This window comes from Rhizobium sp. KDH_Rht_773_N (assembly GCF_052946295.1).
Genome location: NZ_CM129525.1, coordinates 3531386 through 3548819, shown reverse-complemented (window position 1 = coordinate 3548819; position 17434 = coordinate 3531386). Strand labels below are relative to the sequence as shown.

Genomic DNA, 17434 nt, shown 5'->3' with positions numbered 1-17434 from the left:
CTGCCTGAACGTGACAGGCGATCAAAAGGAGATGACAAGATGACCGACGCAAAGACCAAAGCCGAGCGCTACCTCGCCATCTGGAACGAAACGGATGCCGCCCGCCGCCGCGCTCTGATCGCCGAAAGCTGGACGGAGGCCGCAACCTATACCGACCCGCTGATGCGCGGCGAAGGCCATGAGCAGATCAACGCGCTGGTCGAGGCCGTCCAGAGCCGCTTCCCCGGCTTCCGCTTCGAACTGATCGGCACGGCCGACGGCTACGGCAACAACCTGCGCTTCTCCTGGGGCCTCGGCCCCGAGAATGGCGAAGCGCTGATCAAGGGCACGGATTTTGCCGAGCTCGAAGACGGCAAGCTGAAATCCGTCCGCGGCTTCATCGATCAGCTGCCGGAAGCCGCCTGATGAACCCGACCGCCCGCTCTCTCGGAGACCACCTGCGCGAATGGCGCCAGCGCCGCCGCATGAGCCAGCTGGACCTCGCGCTGGAGGCCGATATTTCGCAACGGCACCTGAGCTTCATCGAGAGCGGGCGTTCGACCCCGAGCCGCGAAATGCTGCTGCATCTGGCCGAACGCCTCGGCGTTCCCCTGCGTGACCGCAATCCGCTGCTGCTGGCCGCCGGTTACGCCCCCGTCTTTGCCGAGCGCAGGCTGGACGATCCCGCCCTTCTTCCCGCACGCCGCGCCATCGACCGGATTCTGAAGGGACACGAGCCCTACCCCGCCATCGCCATCGACCGCCACTGGACGCTGATCGCCGCCAACGCCGCCCTGGCGCCGCTGCTCGAAACCGTTGCTGATCCGGCCTTGCTGGAGCCACCCGTCAACGTGCTGCGCCTCAGCCTGCATCCGCGGGGCATGGCGCAGCATATCGCCAACCTCGCCGAATGGCGCGCCCACCTTCTCGACCGGCTGCGCCAGCAGATTTCGGTCTCGGGCGATCCCGTTCTGGAAAAGCTGCTGAAAGACCTGCTCTCCTATCCCGCCCCCGAAGACGCGGTCGAGCCGCACGCCGACTTTGCCGGCATCGCCGTTCCCCTGCAGCTTTCGACCAAAGCCGGCCTGCTCTCCTTCATCTCGACCACCACCGTCTTCGGCACGCCCGTCGATATCACCCTGTCGGAACTCGCCATCGAAACGCTCTTCCCGGCCGATGAGGAAACGGCGGCGGTCCTGCGCAGCCTGTCGCTGAACTAGAACTCCACGCCCGGCTGCCCCTTGATGCCGGAGCGGAAGGGATGTTTGACGAGCTCCATCTCGGTCACGAGATCGGCGATCTCGATCAGCTCGTCCTTGGCGTTGCGCCCCGTCAGCACGACATGCGTCATGTAGGGCTTCTCGGTCTTCAGGAACTCCACCACCTCGTTGATATCGAGATAGTCGTAGCGCAGCGCGATATTGATCTCGTCGAGCAGCACCATGGAATTGCGCTCGTCGCGGATCAGTTCCTTGGCCTTTTCCCAGGCGGCGGCAGCCGCCGCCACATCGCGCGCCCGGTCCTGCGTTTCCCAGGTAAAGCCCTCGCCCATCGTGTAGAACTGGCAGACATCGGAGAAATGCTTCTCGATCAGGTCGCGCTCGCCCGTCCACATCGCGCCCTTGATGAACTGCACGACGGCCGACGGCTTGCCGTGGGCGATGTGGCGGAAGATCATGCCGAAGGCGGCAGACGACTTGCCCTTGCCCTTGCCGGTATGGACGATGACGAGCCCCTTCTCGTCCGTCTTGGTCGCCATGATCTTGTCACGCGCGGCCTTCTTCTTCGCCATCTTCTCGTTGTGACGGGCGTCGTCCTTTTCGGTGGAGTCTACTGGCTCTTCGCTCATGGCTGGCTGCCTGCTCTTTTCCTGGTTTCGTTGTGGTCTGTAAGATCAAATTGCGCCGAGTTGCTGCGCGGCGTCCACAGCCCGCGCTCGATCGCCTCCAGCAGCCGCTCCTTCATTTCGGAAAGGGCGGCCGGGTTCTTCTCTTCCATGAAGTCGCGCACCCGGGGATCGGCGACGAAGGCCCGGTAGACCGCCTCGAAATGGTGGTTGCCGACAGCGCCCGTCGTCGCCGCGAAGGCAAAGAGATAATCGACCGTCGCTGCTATCTCGAAAGCGCCCTTGTAGCCGTGGCGCATGACGCCCTCGATCCATTTCGGATTGACGACGCGCCCGCGCACCACGCGCCCGATTTCCTCTTCCAGCGAGCGGATCACGGGCTTTTCCGGCCGCGAATGGTCGTTGTGGTAGATCGCCGGCCGCACGCCGCCCAGCGCTTCCGCCGCCGCCGCCATGCCGCCCTCGAACTGGTAATAGTCGTCGCTGTCGAGCAGGTCGTGCTCGCGATTGTCCTGGTTCTGCACCACGGCCTGAACGGAGCGCAGCCGCTCCTCGAAGAGGTCGCGCTCGGCCTGCCCCTCCTCGCCCGCGCCATAGGCATAACTGCCCCAGACGAGATAGGCCTCGGCAAGATCGGCCCGCCGCTCCCAGCCCTTCTCGTCGATCAGCGCCTGCAGGCCCGCGCCATAGGCCCCCGGCTTCGAGCCGAAGACACGGTAGCCCGCCCGCCTGGCCGCCGCCTTCCCGTCGAGCCCGGCGGCGGTCAGCCGCGCCGCCTCGCCGCGCATGCGCCCGGCAATCGGGTTGTCGGCCACATCCTCCTCCAGCGCGCCGACCGCGCGGATCGCCTTGTCGAACAGTGCGATCTGCTCGGGAAAAGCATCACGGAAGAAACCGGAAATGCGCAATGTCACATCCACCCGCGGCCGCCGCAGCATGGCCGGCGGAATGATCTCGTAGCCGGTGACACGCCGCGAGGCCATGTCCCAGACCGGCTTGACGCCGATCAGCGCCAGCGCCTGGGCGATATCGTCACCGCCGGTGCGCATGTTCGACGTGCCCCAGGCCGTCAGCCCGAAGGAGACGGGCCATTCGCCGTGATCCTGCACGTAACGGCGGATCAGCAGTTCGGCGGATTTCCTGCCGAGTTCGTAGGCGGCGGGCGTCGGCACCGCGCGGCTGTCCACCGAGTAGAAATTCCGCCCCGTCGGCAACACATCCGGCCGCCCGCGCGTCGGCGCGCCGGATGGGCCGGGAGCGACGAAACGGCCGTCGAGGCCGCGGAGCAGGCCGGCGATTTCAGCCGGGCCGCAGGCGAGGATGGAGGGCTTGAGGCGGGCCTCGATTTCGGCGAGCACGGCTCCGGTTCGCGACCAGAGGCTTGGACAGGCGAGTTCGCCGGAAACGAGCCTGGCGGCGAGCAGTTCGATGCGCTCGACCGTGTCGCCGTTGGTGCGCCAGGGAGCGTCGGTGATCTCGGCGAGAATTGCCGGGCGCGGGCCGGCCCAAGGGGCGGCCATATCGCAGTCGAGAGGGTCGAAAGACGGCCCCTCCCCAACCCCTCCCCACAAGGGGGAGGGACTTAGCGTCGCGCTCGCGGCAACCTCAGCGGTCCCAGACGACGCGGAGACGGCGCGCCCAGCAAGCCCCTCCCCCTTGTGGGGAGGGGTTGGGGAGGGGTTTTGCAACACATCCCCCGCAATCGCCCGCTGCAGGCTCGCATCGCCGCCCTCGCCCAGCCCGCGTGGCACCCGCGCCAGCGCCACGGTGAGATCCGTCAGCAACCGTCCTTCCGGCGATACCCCGAACACATGCAAGCCATCGCGGATCTGCATCTCCTTGAGATCGCAGAGATAGGCATCGAGCTTCTTCAGCGCCTCGCCTTCGCTCTCGCCCTTGGTTATCCCCGCATCCCGGTCGAGCCCGATATCGGCAACAAGCTCGAGGATCTGCCGCGACAGGAGCCGGATACGCCTGGGATCGCCACCCGAAGCCTCGTAATATTCATCCACCAGCGCCTCCAGATCCTTCAGCGGCCCGTAGCTCTCGGCCCGCGTCAGCGGCGGCGTCAGGTGATCGATGATGACGGCGGCCGTGCGGCGCTTGGCCTGCGTGCCCTCGCCGGGATCGTTGACGATGAAGGGATAAAGATGCGGCAGCGGCCCGAGGATCGCTTCCGGGTAGCAGGTTTCCGACAACGCCAGCGCCTTGCCCGGCAGCCATTCCAGATTGCCGTGCTTGCCCATGTGAATGATCGCATCGGCGCCGAACTCTTCGCGCAGGAAGGCATAGAAGGCGAAATAGCCGTGTGGCGGCACGAGATCCGGCGAATGATAACTTTCCTTGGGATCGATATTGTAGCCGCGCGCCGGCTGGATGCCGACAAGCAGCCCGCCGAAACGCGCGAATGGCAGAGCGAAAGCACCGTCACGCAGATAGGGATCGGCCTCCGGATCCCCCCAGCGCGCCGTCACCTCATCCTGAATCTGATTGGGAAGAGAGCCAAAGAAGCCCTTGTATCGACTCAAGGAAAGCGTCTCGCGCACCACCTTGCCGTCGAAGCCGGAATTGGTCGGCCCCGCCATCAGATGTCGCATCAGCGCGTCGCCATCGGCGGGAATATCGGCAAGCGGATAACCCGCCTGCGCCATCGCCCGCATCACCTCGATCGTCCCGGCCGGCGTATCGAGCCCGACGCCGTTGCCGAGCCGTCCGTCCCGGTTCGGATAGTTCGCCATGACAAGCGCAATCCGCCGCTCCGAAACTGGCCGCTGCCGCAGCCGCGCCCAGCTGGCGGCAAGGGCCGCGACATAGGCCATGCGCCCGCCATCCGGCTCGCTGGACACGATATTGGCCTCGACATCAGCATCGTAGCGGGCGGCGGCCTTGAAGGAGACGGCGCGCGACAGCACGCGGCCATCCACCTCCGGCAGCGCCACATTCATGCCGAGATCGCGGGCCGACAGCCCCTGCGAGGAACCGGCCCAGGCCTCCCGCGACGAGGCGGAAAAGATCGCCTGCAGCACGACGGCGTCATTGGCCTCCAGCACCGTCGGCTCGCGATCGGCGCCGGGTGCAGAGACGGCAAAGCCTGTCGTGTTGATGACGACGTCGGGTTTGAGCTCGGCGAAGATAGATTCGAGGATACCTTTGGAGATGGGGTCCTTGAGGCTGTAGGCAAAGACCGGCAGCGGCCGCAGGCCCTGCGCCTGCAGGGCTTCGATCAGGGCTTCGACGGGGCGGGTTTCGCCGCTCTGCACGAGGGCGCGGTAGAAGGCGATGGCGACGATGGGCAACGACCGTCCCTTCTCCCCGTCGGGGGTCCGAAGGACGGGTCGAGACCCGCGGCTCGACCCCGGTCGGTGGCCCGAAGGGTCGGATGAGGGGGCCACCCCACAAACGTCTGCATCGTGTTCCTGTTGCTCACTCCTTGCGTCGCTCGCCCCCCTCATCTGCCCTGTCGGGCATCTTCTCGCCGCTGGGGCGAAGACCGAACCGGCAAACTCCTTCCACTCCTCAACCCCAACCAGCCCCCGCCCCGGCCACCAGATCCCCGCCTTCATCAGCGGCGCTGATGGCGCCGGCTTCTCCTCGCCGGAGAGCATCGCCGCCGCATAGGCGAGAAAGCCCCGCGCATTGGCATCCCCGCCCTCGATCAGATAGGCCCAGAGCGCGTTCAGATCCTCCAGCGCCACATTCGAAAACGGCGTCAGCCCCGCATCCGGCTTGCTGTCGCCCGGCAGCACCGCAATCAGCGCCCCGCTGCGCGCGGCGGCCGCATGCAGCGCCTCCAGCGCATAGTGAAAATAGCTCGCCCCGCCGAGCGCCCGCACGATGATGAGTTTCGCATGCCGCGCCGTGCGTTCCACATAGGTATCGACCGACATCGGATGTTTCAGGCTCATCAGGCTCGCAAGCCGCAGGGAATAGCCCGCCGCGCCGGCATGTGCCGCGGCAATCGCCGCAAGCTCGGTATCGGCGGCCGACAGGAACAGGATATCGCCCGGCGACTGGCCGAGGTCGATCGCCTCGTCCCCGTCGCTGATCGTTCCCTGCTGGGCGAGAAGCAGATGCATTCAATATCCTCAGACGAGCGCTTCGATCGCCTTGCGCACCGCGTCCTGGTCCATCTCGTGCAGGCCGATGACGACGAGGCGTGTATTGCGCGTTTCACCCGGCGCCCAGGCGCGGTCGAAATACTGGTCGACGCGCGCCCCCACGGCCTGCAGCTGCAGGCGCATCGGCTTGCCGGAAACATCGACGAAGCCCTTCAGGCGCAGCACGTCATGTTCGGCGATGATGCCCTTCAGCTTCTCGACGAAGCCGGCCGCATCCGGGACGGCACCGAGTTCGACGACGAAACTGTCGAATTCGTCATGGTCGTGCGGCTCGCCGTCCTCATGCTCCAGCTCGTGATGGGACTTGCGGTTGCCGATATCGTCTTCCGTGCCGATGCCGAGGCCGAGCAGCACGCCGGCCGGCACCTCGCCGTTCCTGGCCTCGATCATCACGGGCTTGCGGGCGATGCGCGAGGCGACTTCGCTCTTCACGCGGCCAAGCCCGTCGGCATCGATCAGATCGGTCTTGTTGAGCACGATCAGGTCGGCGCAGGTCAGCTGGTCCTCGAACAGTTCCTCGATCGGGCTTTCGTGATCGAGCGATTCGTCCGCCGCGCGGCGCGCATCGACGGCATCGTGGTCGTCGGCAAAACGCCCGGCGGCAACAGCCGCGCTATCGACCACGGTGATGACGCCGTCGACGGTCACTTCGCTGCGGATGTCAGGCCAGTTGAAGGCGGCGACGAGCGGCTGCGGCAGGGCAAGGCCCGAGGTTTCGATGACGATATGGTCCGGGCGCTGGTCGCGCTCCAGAAGCTTCGTCATGGTCGGGATGAAATCGTCGGCCACCGTGCAGCAGATGCAGCCGTTGGTCAGCTCGATAATGTCGTCCTCGGTGCAATTCTCCGCCCCGCAGCCCTTCAGCACGTCGCCGTCGACGCCGAGATCGCCGAACTCGTTGATGATGAGCGCGATCTTCCTGCCGCCGGCATTGGTGAGCAGGTTGCGGATCATGGTCGTCTTGCCGGCGCCGAGAAAGCCGGTAATGACGGTTGCGGGAATTTTCTGCTGCATGGTCTAACCCTTCATTTTCAGCGGCAGTCCGGCCGCGATGAAATACACGTCGTCGGCTTGCGCCGCGATCATCTGGTGCAGCCGTCCGGCATGGTCGCGAAACTCGCGCGCCATGCGGTTCTCCGGCACGATGCCGAGGCCGACTTCATTGGAAACGATGACGAGCCGCGCCTTTGCCCGCGGCAGGAAGGCGGCAAGCGCGGCCGACCGGGCGGCGATATCGCCCCCCTCCATCATCAGGTTGGTCAGCCACAGCGTCAGGCAATCAACGAGGATTGCCCGGCCCTCGCCGTCGATGGCGGCAAGCCGCTCGGCAAGATCGAGCGGCTCCTCATGCGTGGTCCAGGCGGGGCCGCGATCGGCCCTGTGCTGGTCGATACGCGCCTGCATCTCGTCGTCCCAGGCCCGGCCGGTGGCGACGTAATGGCGTTCGAGGCCGCTTTCGGTGACGAGGTTTTCGGCGAAGCGAGATTTGCCGGAACGGGCGCCGCCGAGGATGAAGGTTGTGGTCATGACAATGCGGCCTGTCGAGAATGGGCGCGGCCCTCTCTGCTTCCCTCATTCCTGTGCTTGTCACAGGAATCCAGCGTGCCCAAGTCCTTGGGCACGAGAGACTCGTTCAACGATGGCATAGATTCATTCACGGCGCAGACGCGCCGTGGCTGGATTCCTGTGACAAGCACAGGAATGAGGGAGGAGAGGAAAGCGCGCGCCAGGGGCCTACCACCATCAGGCGCCAGAACCCCATTACCGACGGGCGTCGAAACACCACCCCCACATCGCACCACACGAGGCAGCGCCGAATCGCATTCTTCAGCCAAGACAACCTCCGTGCTGGCAGCGGGCAAGATACCCAGATTGGGCATTATGCCCGGCACGGATGGCAGGTCTCCTGGCTCGCAGCTATCGGCCCCGACCGGGGCGACCTTTCCGGTCGCCCCTGATCGTGCCAGCGGATCCGCCTCGCCTTCCCGGCTGCCTGTCGTGAAAAGGCGGACGATTCGTAGAAATAGAGGCGTCCTGCCCCGGCTGATCACGATGCATTTCCAGTGGCTTTTCCGGCACCTGCTCCGCCTTGCCCGCCCGCGGAATGCGAGGCCGTCGGCGCAGCGGCGCACATGCCGGACGGAAGACCCTGACTGCTCTACAGTCGCGGGGTCGGCTGTGATGAAGGCGCCCGGCTTGGGTCCGCCCCGTCACATTCCCTTTTCATCCGGAAGGCGCAAGCCGATCCGGAACCATCCATTATGTGGTTTCATGGTTAGGCGCGCGCAACCCCCGTGTCAATTGCCGGCCGATGTGCCAAAGCCGCTCATCTCGACTTACACTACCAAGATTATCGAGTTTATTCAAAAACTTACGTCATAAAAACTTTACCGCCCAGCCGGTATTTTGCCGCAATTGCCGCTCATGCGGATGCCGGCTCCGCCCTTGACCCCCACTCATGCCGCCTAGTTTTCCCATGATGCTCTCCCGAATGGATATCCGCCGTTTCCGGCCCCTCACCACCATTTTCGATTTGGGACGCCTGCGGGCGCTCGTGCGCCACAGCGAAATGGGCATGGTCTTTGCCGGCGCGCTCGTCGGCATCGCCTCGGGGCTTGCGGTCACGGCCATGAGCTATGTCTCGGAACAGATGCACAGGCTGATCTTCGGCATTGACGGGACGGCAAGGCTCAGCGCCTCGCAGATCGACAGCAAGTTCCTGCTGATGACCGCCCCGATTGCCGGCGGCGCCCTGCTCGGCCTGCTGATCTTCATCCTCGCCAGATGGCGCAAGAAACCGATGGTCGATCCGGTCGAGGCCAACGCGCTGCATGGCGGCCGCCTGTCGCTGACCGACAGCATCCTCGTCGCCGTCCAGAATCTCGTGTCCAACGGCTTCGGCGCGTCCGTGGGGCTGGAGGCCGGCTATACGCAGCTTGCCGCCGGCATCGCCTCGAAATTCGGCCTGAAGCTGCAGCTGCGCCGCGCCGATCTGCGCGTTCTCGTCGGCTGCGGCGCGGCCGGCGCCATCGCCGCCGCCTTCAACGCGCCGCTGACGGGCGCCTTCTACGCCTTCGAGCTGATCGTCGGCACCTACACGATCGTCTCGCTGACACCCGTCGTTGTCGCGGCCCTCGTCGCCACGCTGGTCGCGCGGCTGCTGGCCGGCAGCGATTTCGTCATCGATGTCGGCAGCTTCGGCGCCGTCCAGCCGGCCGATTACGTGCCGGCCATCGCGCTTGGCGCCTTCTGCGCCGGCATCGGCATTCTCATCATGCAGGGCGTCTCCTTCGTCGAGGAACTGGCGCGCAAGAGTTCCATCGCGCTGCCCTTCCGCCCGGCGCTCGGCGGCATCATCGTCGGCCTGCTGGCGCTGGTCTCGCCGCAGGTGCTTGCCGCCGGCCACGGGGCGCTGCACCTCAACCTTGCCCATGAGGTGACGATCCCGGCCCTCATCGGCCTCTTCCTGCTGAAATCGGTGGCCTCCGCCGTCTCCATCGGCTCCGGCTTCAGGGGCGGCCTGTTCTTCGCCTCGCTCTTCATGGGCGCGCTGCTCGGCAAGCTCTTTGCCTATTGCGCCCCCTATTTCGCCGATGCGACGCTGACGCCCGTCATCTATGCCGTGGTCGGCATGAGTTCGCTTGCCGTTGCCGTCATCGGCGGGCCGCTGACCATGACCTTCCTGGCGCTGGAAATCACCGGCGACTTTCCGATCACCGCCCTGGTGCTCGCCGCCGTCATCACCTCCTCGCTCGTGGTGCGCACCACCTTCGGCTATTCCTTCGCCACGTGGCGCTTCCATCTGCGCGGCGAAAGCATCCGCAGCGCCCACGACGTCGGCTGGATCCGCAACCTCACCGTCGACAGGCTGATGCGCTCGGACGTGAAGAAAGCGAAAAACAGCCTCACCCTCGACGAGTTCAGGCAGGCCTTCCCGATCGGCTCGACGCAGCGCGTCATCCTCGTCGACGACCACGACAAATATGCCGGCCTCGTGCTGGTTCCGGAGGTTTACGCCAATCCGACGAGCACGCAGGACGAGGGCCAGAAGCTTGCCGATTTCATCCGCTACAGGAACGATTTCCTGCAGCCGCAGATGAACGCCAAACAGGCCGCCGCGATCTTCGACAAGACGGAAAGCGAAGCGCTCGCCGTCGTCAACAACCTCATCGAGCGCAAGGTGATCGGCCAGCTCAGCGAAAGCCATACGCTGCGCCGCTACAGCGAAGAGCTCGACCGCCGCCGCCGCGAGGTCTCGGGCGAGATCTAGCTGCCAACGAGATCCGAAAGAAAACCGGCGTCGAGATGTCGCTCCAGTTCGGCGGCAACCTCGTCCAGCGCCCGGTCGACGCTTTCGCGATAATTGGTCCGCTCGCCCGAAAGCCCGAAGCTTGCCAGCAGCCGCGCCCGGTAGGCATCGGAGCCGAACAGCCCGTGCAGATAGGTGCCCATGATGCGCCCGTCCGCCGAAACCGCGCCATCCGGCTCGTCGTCGACGATGGCCGCCGGCCGCTCGCAATCGGCCCCGGACGTTACGCCGAGATGGATCTGATAGCCCGACAGCGGCACGTCATATTCGGCCGAATGCGCGCGGCTGTTGCGCACCGTCTTTTCCGGCGCCATGTCCGTTTCGACATCGAGCAGCCCAAGTCCCTCGATCTCGCTCGCCGCTCCCTCGATGCCGAGCGGATCGCGCACCCGCCGGCCCAGCATCTGGTAGCCGCCGCAGATGCCGATCACCCTTCCGCCGCGCCGGACATGGGCGCCGATCTCGCGGTCCCATCCCTGCGCCCTGAGATCGGCCAGATCGGCGATGGTCGATTTCGAGCCCGGCAGGATGACGAGCCCCGCATCGGCAGGCAGCCGCTCGCCCGACCGCACGAAGACGAGTTCGAGATCGGGCTCGGCGCGCAGCGGGTCGAGATCGTCGAAATTGGCAATGCGCGGCAGCACCGGCACGGCAATCTTCAGCGCTCCGGCGCGTCCCCTTGCCAGCCGCTCCAGCACGACGGAATCCTCCGCCGGCAGCCTGCCGGCCGCCGTCAGCCAGGGCACGACGCCGAAACAGGGCCAGCCGGTGAATTGCCCGATCGAGGCGATCCCGTCGTCGAACAGGCTCACATCGCCGCGGAACTTGTTGATGATATAGCCCGAAATCATCCGGCGATCCTCTTCCGGAAGGATCGCATGGGTGCCGACGAGCGAGGCGATCACGCCGCCGCGGTCGATATCGCCGACAAGCACGACGGGCACGTTTGCGCGCGTCGCAAAGCCCATATTGGCGATATCGCCGGCCCGCAGATTGATTTCGGCCGGCGAACCCGCCCCCTCGACGATGACGAGCTCGGCCCCTTCGCAGACCTTGCCGTAGCTTTCCAGCACGGAAGCGACGAGCTGCGGCTTCAGCCGCTGGTAGTCGCGCGCCCTCGCCTGCCCGAACACCTTGCCCTGCACGACGATCTGGCTGCCGTTTTCGGATTGCGGCTTGAGCAGCACCGGGTTCATGTGCACGGAAGACGGCGTGCGGGCCGCGAGCGACTGCAGCCATTGCGCCCGGCCGATCTCCCCGCCGTCGTCGGAAACGGCCGCATTGTTCGACATGTTCTGCGGCTTGAAGGGCCTGACCTTCAGGCCGCGATTGGCCGCCAGCCGGCAAAGCCCCGCCACCAGCACCGTCTTGCCGACATCCGAGCCGGTTCCCTGCAGCATGATGGCTCTGGTCATTGGCCCCTGTCCGTGAAGCATTTCCGGCAGGCCTACAATGCGGGCCGATCCCAGGTCAACAGAGGGCCTGAAATGCGAAAACCGCGATCGGGCCATGGCCCTACGCGGTTTGCCGAAAAACGCTGGCGCCTTCACCAATACGCAATGAAGCTCGCTTTTTCCGGGACGCAATACCTGATCCGGAAAAGCAGCGGTTGTCCCCCGCCGCGCATCAACAGATAACGGCACATTCTTACCGGATGGTTAGTGAACGCCCGCCCGGAGGCGAATTTCGACCTTTTTTGAACTTTTTCGAATTTTCTGCTGCTGGAACCGCTTTCGGCCGGCGCCGCGCAGGGGGAATTTCGCCTGGCGGCACATGCGGCCGCCTCCGTCCGAGCGCCTGTATAAATTCTTCGGATTCAATAATTTAGTTCGTGACGTACACGGAAAAGAGAGTTGATTTCTTCTCGCAAATCAATAGGTTTGCTCACAATCAGCCATCGATAGAAATGGCCAGCGACGAGCCGCCGGAAAGCGAGACGAACGGCGCCGCAGACAGGAAAGCCCGGCAAAGCCAGTCCCGGCCGGGCGGTTGGCACCCTGAAGCGGCGGAGAGATTTGTCGGCTGATTGCCCGGTGCATGCGCGTTCGATCACATGAAAATTCCGGGGAAGTATAATGAAGACATTTTTCACGTCGTTCATTCTTGCCGTCTGCCTGTATGCCGGAATGTCGGAGGCGCAGGCCGCCGGATGCGGCAAGGTTTCGATTGCCGAGATGCGCTGGGGCTCCGCCGCCATTGCCGCGAGCTTCGACAAATTCATCCTGGAAAAGGGCTACGGCTGCTCCGTCACCATCGTCGACGGCGATACGCTGCCCACCTTCGCCTCCATGAACGACAGCGGCACGCCCGATATCGCCTCGGAATTCTGGGTGAAGGCCGTCAAGCCGCAGCTCGATGCCGCCATCAGCGCCGGGCGGCTGGTCAAGGGCGCCGAAATTCTGGCCGACGGCGCGGTCGAGGGCTGGTACATCCCGAAATTCATCGCCGACGCCAACCCGGATATCCGTTCCGTGCAGGACGCGCTCAAACATCCCGAACTCTTTCCCGATACCGACGATCCCTCGCATGCCGCGGTCTATAATTGCCCGGGAGAATGGGCCTGCCAGATCTCGACCAGCAACCTTTTCCGGGCCCTCGGCGCCGACAAGCTGGGCTTTACGCTGGTGAACAGCCGCAGCCCCGACGATTTCGACGATTCCATTGCCCGCGCCTTCGACAACAAGGTCGGCTGGCTGGGCTATTACTGGTCGCCGACATCGGTTCTCGGCAAATACGACATGAAGCAGCTGGGCTTCGGCGTGCCGCACGATCAGGCCGAATGGGACGCCTGCACCTCGGTGCCGCATTGCGCCGATCCCAAGGTGAACGCCTATCCGGTGTCGCAGGCCTTCACGCTGACGACCAGGGCTTTTGCCGACCGCGCCGGCCCGGTCATGAACTACCTGAAGATCCGCAGCTGGGACAACGAAACGATCAGCCAGGTCCTGGCCTGGAAGGATGAAAACGGCGAGGACGACGAGGACGCGGCCCTCTATTTCCTGGAGAATTACGAGGAACTCTGGAGCCGCTGGGTCCCGGCCGATGTAGCCGAGAAGGTCAAGGCCAGTCTATAAACCGTCCCGACAACAAGGACTGGACGATTCGCTATGACTGGCACGGTGCCCTTCCCCGATCGCGATACCGTCGCGGAAAAACTCGCGGCGCTTTCGCAAACCGACAAATCCTACCTGTCGCTGCTGATGGAAAATCCGGCTCAGGACGACAACCTGCTCGACGGCCTGCATCGCCATCTCGATCTCGCCTCCTCCTCGCGTCTTCTCAATTCGCTGAAGCTCGAAACGCTTGGCAAGTGGATCGGTGAAGCCGCGCCCGCCCGGCTGCAGATCAGGCTCATGGAGGCGGCCCGTTCCAGCCAGCACCCCGCCTATGCGGCGTTCCGGACCGGGCTGACCCGATCCGGCGGTCTCGAAAAAGCCTATCCGGCATCAAAAATCTGAAAACAATTACCTCTTCGCTGCGCGATCGACGCTACGGCCGGCATCCTGCGTTGCATTGACGGCATTGGCTGTGTCCCTGCCCATGCCGCGGATCGTGTTGGCGCAGGAAGACAGCGCAAGAAGGATCATCAAGGCGGATGCGATTTTACCCGTGGTCGTCATGTGTGAAATCCCTTTTTTAAATCAACCCGAACGGCGGATGCCGCCCGGGCGGGATAACGCATTCGTGAGCGAAAAGTTCACCGGCTGAAAGCCTTTCCTCCAGGCCACCGGCGCTTGCCGTTCAGCCGCGCTCGAAGCCCTTCGCAGCCAGCGCCTCGTCGATGGCGGCCGACGCCAGAAATGCCGACAGCCGCCCGGCGGCCTCCGCATCGCCCGCATCGGCGCCGATGCCGATGGCAAAGTCGATATAGCTCTGCAGTTCCGCCGGAAACCTGCCGACGAGCATGACTTCGGGAGCGGCGGCGAGGATGGACGTTATCGGAACCACGCCGAGTTCGGCCTGCCCGCGGCCGACGGCCGCCACCGTCTGCCCTCCCTCGGTCGGCACCAGCTTGGGCTTCACCTCGTCTTCCATCCCCAGGCGCTCCAGGAGGCCGGAAAAATAGCCGCCGCTGGTTCCGTCAAAGGCATAGGCGATCGACCGGGCGCCCGTCAGCGCCTGTTTGAACGCGGTGACGGAGCCGATGTCGAGCGGCCGGCTGCCCGCTCTGGCCGCCACGCCCATTGCAATGCGGCCGAAGGCGACCTGGCTTCCCGCCCGCACCTTTCCGAGCGCGGTCAGATCCGCAACGTGGTTCGGATTGGTGATGACGAGATCGAACGGCTCGCCGGCTTCGATCTGCCGCCGGACGGCCGGATTGAGCTCCCACCGGACCGCGACCTTCAACCCCGTGGCCGCTTCGAACCGGGGCAGAACGGCAAGCACCGCGGGCCGGACCGCGATGGCGCCAAAAAGCCGGATGTGCTGATCCATGACCTGACCTTCCCTCCAAGGCAGTATCGAAACCTGTATGATGCGACGAACATGCCGGTTCCCGCCGGGAACCGCCTTTCAGACAGGCTCGGATACGGTCAGGCCGCGGCCGCTTTCGCCCTTTCGGCGAAGGATGCGCGGATACTGTCGGCCACCGTCTCGATCGGCCCTGTCATCTGCGATGCGGTCAGAAGCTGGATGTCGAAAGACCCCAGTTCCGGCAGCCCTTCCTGAATGCCGAGGATCGCCATGTCCTCGCCGACATAGGAGAGCGGCAGCGGCGCAATGGCGAGATCGGAGACCACGGCGGCGCGCTGCGCCATCGTGTGGGCGCTGAGATAGGCGACGCGATAGGGCCGCTTGTTGCGCTCGAGCTGGGTGATCGCCTCCTGCCGCCAGATGCAGCCGTCTTCCCAGATCGAGATCGGCAGCGGATCGCGCCGGTGCGCCGAGCCGCATTTGGCGCCCGCCCAGACGAGCCGCTCGCGAAAGACGACCTCGCCATTGGTCGGGAAAGGCCGCGTGGCGCAGTTGATGAGCGCCAGATCGAGGCGCTGCTCCTCCATCCGCTTTTTCAGGCCGATGCTCATGTCGATCGTCACGTCGACCATGATGCCGGGATAGATCTGCGCGAAGCTCTTGAGGATCTGCGGCAGCAGACGCTCGCCGATATCCTCGGGCGCGCCGAGCCGCACCACGCCGCTGAGTTCGGGCATGATGAAGCGCGATACCGCCTCGTTGGAGAGCGCCAGGATGTTGCGCGCGTAGGACAGCAGCATTTCGCCATGCTGCGTCAGCGTCACCGAGCGCGCGTCGCGGCGAAACAGCGTCGCGCCAAGCTGCTCTTCGAGCTTCTTGATCTGCATGGAAACGGCCGAGGGCGTGCGGAACACGGCTTCGGCCGCTGTCGAAAAATTACCGGTCTCCGCAATGGCGACGAACGTGCGCAGCACGTCGTTGTCAAGCAGAGGAATGGGACGGCGAAACGGGATGGTCATCGTCACATCTTTCAATTTTTCTGAATGACAAGGGATTATCATTCTATTTGATTGAAAGTCAACCTGCCCCCGCCTTTCAGGCGCTGTGGCGCCATGCGGCCTGCCCTCAACCTTCCCGGCCGAAACGCCCGGCATTGAACCTTTCGCCGCTCGCACCCGCCGCCACCGTGCTGCCGCGAGCGCCCTTCGGATAGTGCCTGCCGATCATGGCGGGCGCGGTCAGCTCGACCGACGTTTGCGGAGAGCGCACCGCCCAGGCGATCAGCGCCCGCGCCGACATCTTGCCGACGCCGCCCGAGACGTGCCCGGAGGCGGAGACCGGCAATACCGCGATCTGCTCGGCCGTCGGTGCGGGATGGGCCAGCCGGTCGGCAATGCCCGAGGCATTGGCGGGCTTGCGGCCGACGACGAAGCGCGTGAAATCGGCAGGCGCCGGCTCGACGGATGAAAGCAGAGGCGCGGGGAAAGCCGGCGGGGCAGACGGCGCGGCAAGGGACGGAACCGGCATCCCGCCCGTCACCGCCTCGCTCTCCGCCGGCCGCAGCGTCGGCAGCGGGACGGTCAGCGAAGCAAGATCGGCAAAGGCCCGGTCGGCAATCGCCTTGTCTCCTGGCGTGGCAAGCTGCGGCGCCAGCCCGGCCTCGGCCCGCTTCTGCGGCGTCGGCAGCATGGCGGTGACAAGGCTTCCGGTCACGACGGGATCGGGCGCCCCGGCGGGGGCTGCGGCGCGCGCCGTCAGCAGGGCCGGCGCGGCTGCCTTCGGCCTTGCCGGCGCATCGTCATCCTCATCCTCGCTTGCGGCGATTTCGATCGGGGCGGAACGGATGCCCTTCTTGCGTTCGGCAAGCGCCAGCTGGTAGCCCGGCAGCGGCCGTCCGTCCGCCGGCAGGTGGATCGTGCGTCCGTCCGGGAACAGCCGCGCCAGCTCCTGGCGCGACATGCGCGGCCAGGCGCGCACATTGCCGACGTCGAGATGCACGAAGGGCGAACCCGATGTCGGGTAATAACCGACGCCGCCGACCTGCATCTGCATGGCAAGCGCGCGCAGCGTCGCCAGCTTGACGCCCGGAATATAGAAATCCATCGCCTTGCCGAGCATGTGCTGGCTGCGCTTGGCAACGCCGGTATTGCGCGAGCGGTTGCGCAGCATGTTGTTGGTTGCCGGCGAGCGATAGGCCGAGACGACGTGGATCGCTTCCTTCGCCCCGCTCTTGCGATAGACCTCCCAGACGAGATCGAGCAGGCGCGGGTCCATCCTGGCCGGTTCGTTGCGCCGCCAGTCGCGCAGGAAGCGGTTGATCTGGTTGAGGCCGCGCTGGTCGAACTTGCCGTTGCGCTTGAAGACGATCGTCGCCCGCTCGCCCGTATGCGTGAAGTAGAGCTTCAGCGCCCGGTCCTCGGCCGCCGCCTCGCCCGCGCCCGCAACGAGTGCCAGAACGAAGGCCGCCGCGATCGCCATGCGATGGGCAACGACCGACAGCAGCCATGCGGAAGCGGTCGTCGGAATGGCGGCGATGGCGTGGTGAAGAAACACGGGCTTCGTCCTTGGTGCGAGACACGAAAACATCACAGGCACCGCACAGGCGGGCGGCGTTAAGCCTTCATTATGGTCAACAGATCCTTAAGAGGGGGTTTATGAGCCGCCGATTGTGTGGAGAGCCGTTTCAGGGCGGTGCGCCCGGCCCGCCGGCGGCGGCAAGTTCGGCCACAATTATCTCTTCCAGGCGCCATGATCTTCGCTCGGAACCCT

The 17434-nt window shown here is 65.2% G+C and carries 15 protein-coding genes and 1 riboswitch; of the genes, 5 read left to right on the top strand and 10 right to left on the bottom strand.

What is annotated here, in order from left to right; genetic code table 11:
- Nucleotides 1-39: 39 nt before the first annotated feature.
- Complete coding sequence (locus ACU8HS_RS17480) at nucleotides 40-405, top strand: nuclear transport factor 2 family protein (protein WP_112703271.1); 366 nt, start codon at nucleotides 40-42, stop codon at nucleotides 403-405.
- Nucleotides 405-1199 (top strand): helix-turn-helix domain-containing protein, encoded by a 795-nt coding sequence (locus tag ACU8HS_RS17475; protein WP_112755085.1) that lies wholly within the window; start codon nucleotides 405-407, stop codon nucleotides 1197-1199. Before ACU8HS_RS17480 ends, ACU8HS_RS17475 begins: the two co-directional genes overlap by 1 nt.
- Here ACU8HS_RS17475 and cobO read toward each other — a convergent pair.
- The 4 genes from cobO to cobU are packed head-to-tail and all read right to left on the bottom strand — an operon-like array spanning nucleotide 1196 to nucleotide 7470.
- Entirely contained in the window at nucleotides 1196-1828 is a 633-nt protein-coding gene (cobO, locus tag ACU8HS_RS17470) for a cob(I)yrinic acid a,c-diamide adenosyltransferase (protein ID WP_112569672.1), read from the bottom strand. The two genes, ACU8HS_RS17475 and cobO, sit on opposite strands and share 4 nt — an antisense overlap.
- Nucleotides 1825-5901, bottom strand: a complete 4077-nt coding sequence (gene cobN, locus ACU8HS_RS17465; protein ID WP_447014778.1) for a cobaltochelatase subunit CobN — start codon at nucleotides 5899-5901, stop codon at nucleotides 1825-1827. Before cobN ends, cobO begins: the two co-directional genes overlap by 4 nt.
- 9 nt (nucleotides 5902-5910) lie before the next feature.
- Nucleotides 5911-6957, bottom strand: coding sequence for a cobalamin biosynthesis protein CobW (gene cobW, locus ACU8HS_RS17460; RefSeq protein ID WP_112703267.1), 1047 nt, complete (start codon nucleotides 6955-6957; stop codon nucleotides 5911-5913).
- Between the two features lie 3 nt (nucleotides 6958-6960).
- The gene (gene cobU, locus ACU8HS_RS17455; protein ID WP_447014777.1) at nucleotides 6961-7470 is read right to left on the bottom strand and encodes a bifunctional adenosylcobinamide kinase/adenosylcobinamide-phosphate guanylyltransferase; all 510 of its coding nucleotides are present in this window, start codon (nucleotides 7468-7470) and stop codon (nucleotides 6961-6963) included.
- Between the two features lie 352 nt (nucleotides 7471-7822).
- Nucleotides 7823-8215: riboswitch (cobalamin riboswitch) on the bottom strand.
- A 207-nt stretch (nucleotides 8216-8422) separates the two neighbouring features.
- Here cobU and ACU8HS_RS17450 point away from each other — a divergent pair.
- Nucleotides 8423-10213 carry a chloride channel protein gene (locus tag ACU8HS_RS17450; protein WP_112757430.1) on the top strand — a complete coding sequence of 597 codons (1791 nt, stop codon included), beginning with the start codon at nucleotides 8423-8425 and terminating at the stop codon, nucleotides 10211-10213.
- Here the strand turns inward: ACU8HS_RS17450 and ACU8HS_RS17445 are convergent.
- Both ACU8HS_RS17445 and ACU8HS_RS17440 read right to left on the bottom strand, forming a co-directional pair.
- Nucleotides 10210-11667: a cobyric acid synthase gene (locus ACU8HS_RS17445; RefSeq protein ID WP_112757238.1), complete on the bottom strand. Its 1458-nt coding sequence runs from the start codon at nucleotides 11665-11667 to the stop codon at nucleotides 10210-10212. The genes ACU8HS_RS17450 and ACU8HS_RS17445 overlap by 4 nt on opposite strands.
- Before the next feature lie 401 nt (nucleotides 11668-12068).
- The gene (locus tag ACU8HS_RS17440; RefSeq protein WP_447014776.1) at nucleotides 12069-12353 is read right to left on the bottom strand and encodes a hypothetical protein; all 285 of its coding nucleotides are present in this window, start codon (nucleotides 12351-12353) and stop codon (nucleotides 12069-12071) included.
- Between ACU8HS_RS17440 and ACU8HS_RS17435 the strand changes: the two genes are divergently transcribed.
- Both ACU8HS_RS17435 and ACU8HS_RS17430 read left to right on the top strand, forming a co-directional pair.
- Nucleotides 12328-13326: a glycine betaine ABC transporter substrate-binding protein gene (locus tag ACU8HS_RS17435; protein WP_377311484.1), complete on the top strand. Its 999-nt coding sequence runs from the start codon at nucleotides 12328-12330 to the stop codon at nucleotides 13324-13326. The genes ACU8HS_RS17440 and ACU8HS_RS17435 overlap by 26 nt on opposite strands.
- Nucleotides 13327-13359: 33 nt before the next feature.
- On the top strand, nucleotides 13360-13710 hold the full coding sequence (locus ACU8HS_RS17430; protein ID WP_112703263.1) for a hypothetical protein: 351 nt from the start codon (nucleotides 13360-13362) through the stop codon (nucleotides 13708-13710).
- 6 nt (nucleotides 13711-13716) lie between these two features.
- On the opposite strand, the gene ACU8HS_RS17425 is transcribed toward ACU8HS_RS17430, so the two are convergent.
- The 4 genes from ACU8HS_RS17425 to ACU8HS_RS17410 all read right to left on the bottom strand — a co-directional run bounded on the left by ACU8HS_RS17425 (nucleotide 13717) and on the right by ACU8HS_RS17410 (nucleotide 17251).
- A complete protein-coding gene (locus ACU8HS_RS17425; RefSeq protein ID WP_112569658.1) occupies nucleotides 13717-13872 on the bottom strand; it encodes an entericidin domain-containing protein in 156 nt (51 codons plus the stop codon).
- Nucleotides 13873-13993: 121 nt separating this feature from the next.
- Entirely contained in the window at nucleotides 13994-14686 is a 693-nt protein-coding gene (locus ACU8HS_RS17420) for a molybdate ABC transporter substrate-binding protein (protein ID WP_447014775.1), read from the bottom strand.
- Nucleotides 14687-14784: 98 nt separating this feature from the next.
- Nucleotides 14785-15726: a LysR family transcriptional regulator gene (locus ACU8HS_RS17415; RefSeq protein WP_447014774.1), complete on the bottom strand. Its 942-nt coding sequence runs from the start codon at nucleotides 15724-15726 to the stop codon at nucleotides 14785-14787.
- A gap of 64 nt (nucleotides 15727-15790) precedes the next feature.
- Nucleotides 15791-17251, bottom strand: a complete 1461-nt coding sequence (locus tag ACU8HS_RS17410) for a DUF882 domain-containing protein (RefSeq protein ID WP_447014773.1) — start codon at nucleotides 17249-17251, stop codon at nucleotides 15791-15793.
- Nucleotides 17252-17434 lie beyond the last annotated feature (183 nt).

Bases quoted from the DNA above. Each gene is read 5' to 3' on its own strand.
- ACU8HS_RS17430 (WP_112703263.1), top strand. From the start codon at position 13,360: ATGACTGGCACGGTGCCCTTCCCCGATCGCGATACCGTCGCGGAAAAA.
- ACU8HS_RS17435 (WP_377311484.1), top strand. From the start codon at position 12,328: ATGAAGACATTTTTCACGTCGTTCATTCTTGCCGTCTGCCTGTATGCC.
- ACU8HS_RS17440 (WP_447014776.1), bottom strand. From the start codon at position 12,353: ATGAACGACGTGAAAAATGTCTTCATTATACTTCCCCGGAATTTTCAT.
- cobW (WP_112703267.1), bottom strand. From the start codon at position 6,957: ATGCAGCAGAAAATTCCCGCAACCGTCATTACCGGCTTTCTCGGCGCC.
- cobN (WP_447014778.1), bottom strand. From the start codon at position 5,901: ATGCATCTGCTTCTCGCCCAGCAGGGAACGATCAGCGACGGGGACGAG.
- ACU8HS_RS17475 (WP_112755085.1), top strand. From the start codon at position 405: ATGAACCCGACCGCCCGCTCTCTCGGAGACCACCTGCGCGAATGGCGC.
- cobU (WP_447014777.1), bottom strand. From the start codon at position 7,470: ATGACCACAACCTTCATCCTCGGCGGCGCCCGTTCCGGCAAATCTCGC.
- cobO (WP_112569672.1), bottom strand. From the start codon at position 1,828: ATGAGCGAAGAGCCAGTAGACTCCACCGAAAAGGACGACGCCCGTCAC.
- ACU8HS_RS17450 (WP_112757430.1), top strand. From the start codon at position 8,423: ATGCTCTCCCGAATGGATATCCGCCGTTTCCGGCCCCTCACCACCATT.
- ACU8HS_RS17420 (WP_447014775.1), bottom strand. From the start codon at position 14,686: ATGGATCAGCACATCCGGCTTTTTGGCGCCATCGCGGTCCGGCCCGCG.
- ACU8HS_RS17480 (WP_112703271.1), top strand. From the start codon at position 40: ATGACCGACGCAAAGACCAAAGCCGAGCGCTACCTCGCCATCTGGAAC.
- ACU8HS_RS17425 (WP_112569658.1), bottom strand. From the start codon at position 13,872: ATGACGACCACGGGTAAAATCGCATCCGCCTTGATGATCCTTCTTGCG.
- ACU8HS_RS17410 (WP_447014773.1), bottom strand. From the start codon at position 17,251: ATGTTTTCGTGTCTCGCACCAAGGACGAAGCCCGTGTTTCTTCACCAC.
- ACU8HS_RS17415 (WP_447014774.1), bottom strand. From the start codon at position 15,726: ATGATAATCCCTTGTCATTCAGAAAAATTGAAAGATGTGACGATGACC.
- ACU8HS_RS17445 (WP_112757238.1), bottom strand. From the start codon at position 11,667: ATGACCAGAGCCATCATGCTGCAGGGAACCGGCTCGGATGTCGGCAAG.